Raw genomic sequence first — 3,318 nt, 5'->3', positions numbered from 1 at the left:
GAGAAACTCCTTCGAGTTCCATTTTTGCTAAAACTTTCATTAAAGGCATTTCTACTTTAAAAAACAAATCTTCGAGGTTTTCTTTTTGAAGTTGCGGCGCAAAGATTTCATACAATTGCCAAGTTATATCGGCATCTTCGGCAGCGTATTTGGTTTGTTCTTCCAGAGAAATCGAACGTAAATTGGTTTGATTTTTTCCTTTTTTCCCGATTAAAGTTTCAATGGAAACAGGTTTATAATTCAAATAAATTTCCGAAAGATAATCCATACCATGCCTTCCGTCGGGGTTTAGCAAATAATGCGCAATCATGGTATCGAAAATCGCACCTTCCACCTCAATATCGTATTGCTTCAAAACTTTATAATCGAATTTGAGATTATGAGCGATTTTCACAATTTCTTTTTTCTCAAAAAATGCACGGAAAATTTCTAAAGTTGCTAAAACTTCGTCCCGATTTTCGGAAAGCGGAATGTAGTAAGCCAAACCTTTTTTATAAGAAAAACTCATCCCAATTAATTCGGCATCCAATTCGTTTAAAGAGGTAGTTTCGGTATCGAAACACACTGCTTTTTGCTGCAACAAATTTTGAACTAAAACCTTCTGCGCTTTCGGCGAATCGATGTATTGATAGAGATGATCGTTGTTTTCGATGGAAGATTTTGTGGAAGTGACCTGATCGAGTTCTTCGTAAGTTGCGAAAAGATCGAGCTGAACGGGTTTGTCTTTATCTTCTACTTTATCATAACGAGAAACTTTATTAGGATTAGTAATTTCCGTGGAAGTGGATGAATCTGGAGCAAAAGCTCGGTACAAATTTTCGTACAATCTTCGGAATTCAATTTCATCAAAAACCGCTTTTACTTTCTCGAAATCAGGAGTTTCTAAATCGTATTGTTCTTGATGAAACTCAATCGGAACATCACAAATAATCGTCGCCAATTTTTTGGAAAGCATTCCTCGTTCGGCAGAATTTTCTACTTTTTCTTTCAGCTTTCCTTTTAAATCTTGCGTATTTGCCAAAAGATTTTCGATGCTGCCATATTCTTTTAAAAATTTTCTGGCGGTTTTTTCACCCACACCTTCCAAACCGGGAATATTATCCACCGCATCGCCCATCATTGCAAGATAATCGATGACTTGTTTGGGATCGGTAATTTCGTATTTTTCTAAAACCTCTGGAACGCCCAAGATTTCAAATTCGGCACCTTTTAAACCAGGTTTATACATTTTGATATTATCGGTCACCAACTGCGCAAAATCTTTGTCGGGCGTTACCATATAAGTGATATAACCTTCCTTCTCAGCTTTGCAGGCAATAGTTCCAATTACGTCATCGGCTTCGTAACCTTCTACGCCCAAAATAGGAACGTGCATCGCCTCCAAAATACGATGAATATAAGGAACTGCAATTTTAATGGCTTCGGGAGTTTCGCTTCTGTTGGCTTTATATTCGGCATAATCTGCGGTTCTCACGCTGGCTCTTCCCACATCGAAAACCACCGCCAAATGTGATGGTTTTTCGCGACGAATAAGCTCGATTAAAGAGTTGGTAAATCCGAAAATTGCAGAAGTATCTTTCCCGTCACTTGTTAACCGCGGACTTCTAATTAAAGCATAATATCCACGGAAAATCATCGCATAAGCATCGATGAGGAAAAGTCGTTTATCGTTGTTTTGTGACATAAAAGCAAAGATATAAAAAAGATAGCAGCAGTCGTATCATGAACCAAAATTTTGACCGAACTGAAATGCCTATTTCTAAAAAGGATTGCGTTTTATTTGGTAGAAATAGAATCTGAAGAATTCTGCTTGTGAATAACGTTTAAGGCTAAAGTAGCAAAAAAACCGCCAGCAAAAAAGCCCATTAATGCGCCCATTACAATATCCATCGGGAAATGAACACCTAAATAAATTCGGCTATAAGAAACGATCATTGCCCAAGAAAATAAAATATATGGCAACAATCTGAATTTTTTATGCAGAAGCAAGGTCATAAAATTTGCAATAAAGAAAGTGTTTGCAGCATGACTGGAATAGAATCCAAACTGCCCGCCGCATTGTACAGAACGCATTAATCCTGTTAATGTTGGATCATGGCAAGGTCTTAAGCGAGCGATTCCCGTTTTGAAAACCCCAGCCAGTTGATCGGAGACCGTTACTCCCAAAGCGATAAATATGAGAATAAAAACTAAATTTCGAAGTTTGTAATTTTTAAATAAAAGGTAAAGGAAAATAACGTAAAGCGGAATCCAAATCCAGGTTGCAGAAATCATGATCCAAAATTGGTCAAAAGACTGACTTCCCAAATTATTGAGAAAAAGAAAAATTGATTTATCTTTCTGAATAATTTCTTGCATCTTAACGGCTTACTGGTCCTTCGTGCGCATCGTCATCGGCAAGGTTAACTTTGGGCTCATCACGTTTGGCAAGAGCTTCTTTATCAAGATCTGCCATTGGATTAAAATCCATTGCCGCTTGCTTCACTTTGTCGATTTCTTTTTTGATTTCCGAGACGGGATTATCTGTTTCTTTAAGGATTTCAGTTTTTACGTCTTCCATAGCACCACGCATTTTGCGTACTCCTTCTCCTAAGTCGCGTGCAATCTGCGGTAATTTATTCGGACCAAACAAGACAACGATTGCTAAGGCAATCATGAGCATTTCACCTATACTTAATTCCATGCGACAAAATTACAAAAGATTCTGTTATAGATTTTCATTTTTAAAATTAAATTATTATTAAAATACTTAAATTTCACAAAAAAACCAACTCCGAAAAGTTGGTTTTAATAGTATTCGGTCGAAAAAAATTATTCTTTAATATGTTCCATTTGCTGGGTTGCAGCCATAGAAACCATTAAATCATTTAATAAAGTGCTTGCAGAATTGGGCGAATTTGGCAACAAAACTAAGCTGCTTTTATTGCTCGATCCAATCGCCTGAAGCGTGTCATAATGCTGCGTTACAACGATTAATGCAGAAGCTTCCTGTGCGTTGATATTCGCTTCGTTCAACATTTTTACCGATTCTACCAAACCTGCTGCAATTTCTCTTCGCTGATCGGCAATACCTTGACCTTGTAATTTTTTAGATTCTGCTTCTGCTTTTGCTACGGCAACAATTCTAATTTTTTGTGCTTCAGATTCGTATTCGGCGGCGGTTTTTTCTCTTTCCGCTGCGTTGATTCTGTTCATCGCGTGTTTCACTTGTTCATCGGGATCAATGTCGGTTACCAATGCTTTGATAATGTCGTATCCATAACTTTGCATCGCTTCTTGAAGTTCACCTTTCACCGCAATCGCAACATCGTCTTTTCT

4 protein-coding genes are annotated in these 3,318 nt (G+C 37.5%); all 4 read right to left on the bottom strand.

The features are described from left to right. Positions 1–1,684, bottom strand: a 1,684-nt coding sequence (locus tag WBY99_RS10515; RefSeq protein WP_423976285.1) for a 5'-3' exonuclease H3TH domain-containing protein, incomplete at its 3' end; no start/stop codon positions are given. A gap of 92 nt (positions 1,685–1,776) precedes the next feature. After that, the gene (locus WBY99_RS10510) at positions 1,777–2,358 is read right to left on the bottom strand and encodes a phosphatase PAP2 family protein (RefSeq protein ID WP_423976284.1); all 582 of its coding nucleotides are present in this window, start codon (positions 2,356–2,358) and stop codon (positions 1,777–1,779) included. Between the two features lies 1 nt (position 2,359). Beyond that, positions 2,360–2,683 carry a Sec-independent protein translocase subunit TatA/TatB gene (locus tag WBY99_RS10505; RefSeq protein ID WP_423976283.1) on the bottom strand — a complete coding sequence of 108 codons (324 nt, stop codon included), beginning with the start codon at positions 2,681–2,683 and terminating at the stop codon, positions 2,360–2,362. Positions 2,684–2,811: 128 nt separating this feature from the next. Continuing rightward, positions 2,812–3,318, bottom strand: a 507-nt coding sequence (locus WBY99_RS10500) for an SPFH domain-containing protein (RefSeq protein ID WP_423976282.1), incomplete at its 5' end; no start/stop codon positions are given.

It is taken from the genome of Kaistella sp., from assembly GCF_049588135.1.
GTDB lineage: Bacteria > Bacteroidota > Bacteroidia > Flavobacteriales > Weeksellaceae > Kaistella.
The sequence above is the reverse complement of the archived record's forward strand: the minus strand, read 5'-3'. Positions and strand labels throughout refer to the sequence as shown.

What these genes read in the sequence shown, in the direction of transcription:
- WBY99_RS10510 (WP_423976284.1), bottom strand. Translation starts at nt 2,358, where the DNA reads ATGCAAGAAATTATTCAGAAAGATAAATCAATTTTTCTTTTTCTCAAT.
- WBY99_RS10505 (WP_423976283.1), bottom strand. Translation starts at nt 2,683, where the DNA reads ATGGAATTAAGTATAGGTGAAATGCTCATGATTGCCTTAGCAATCGTT.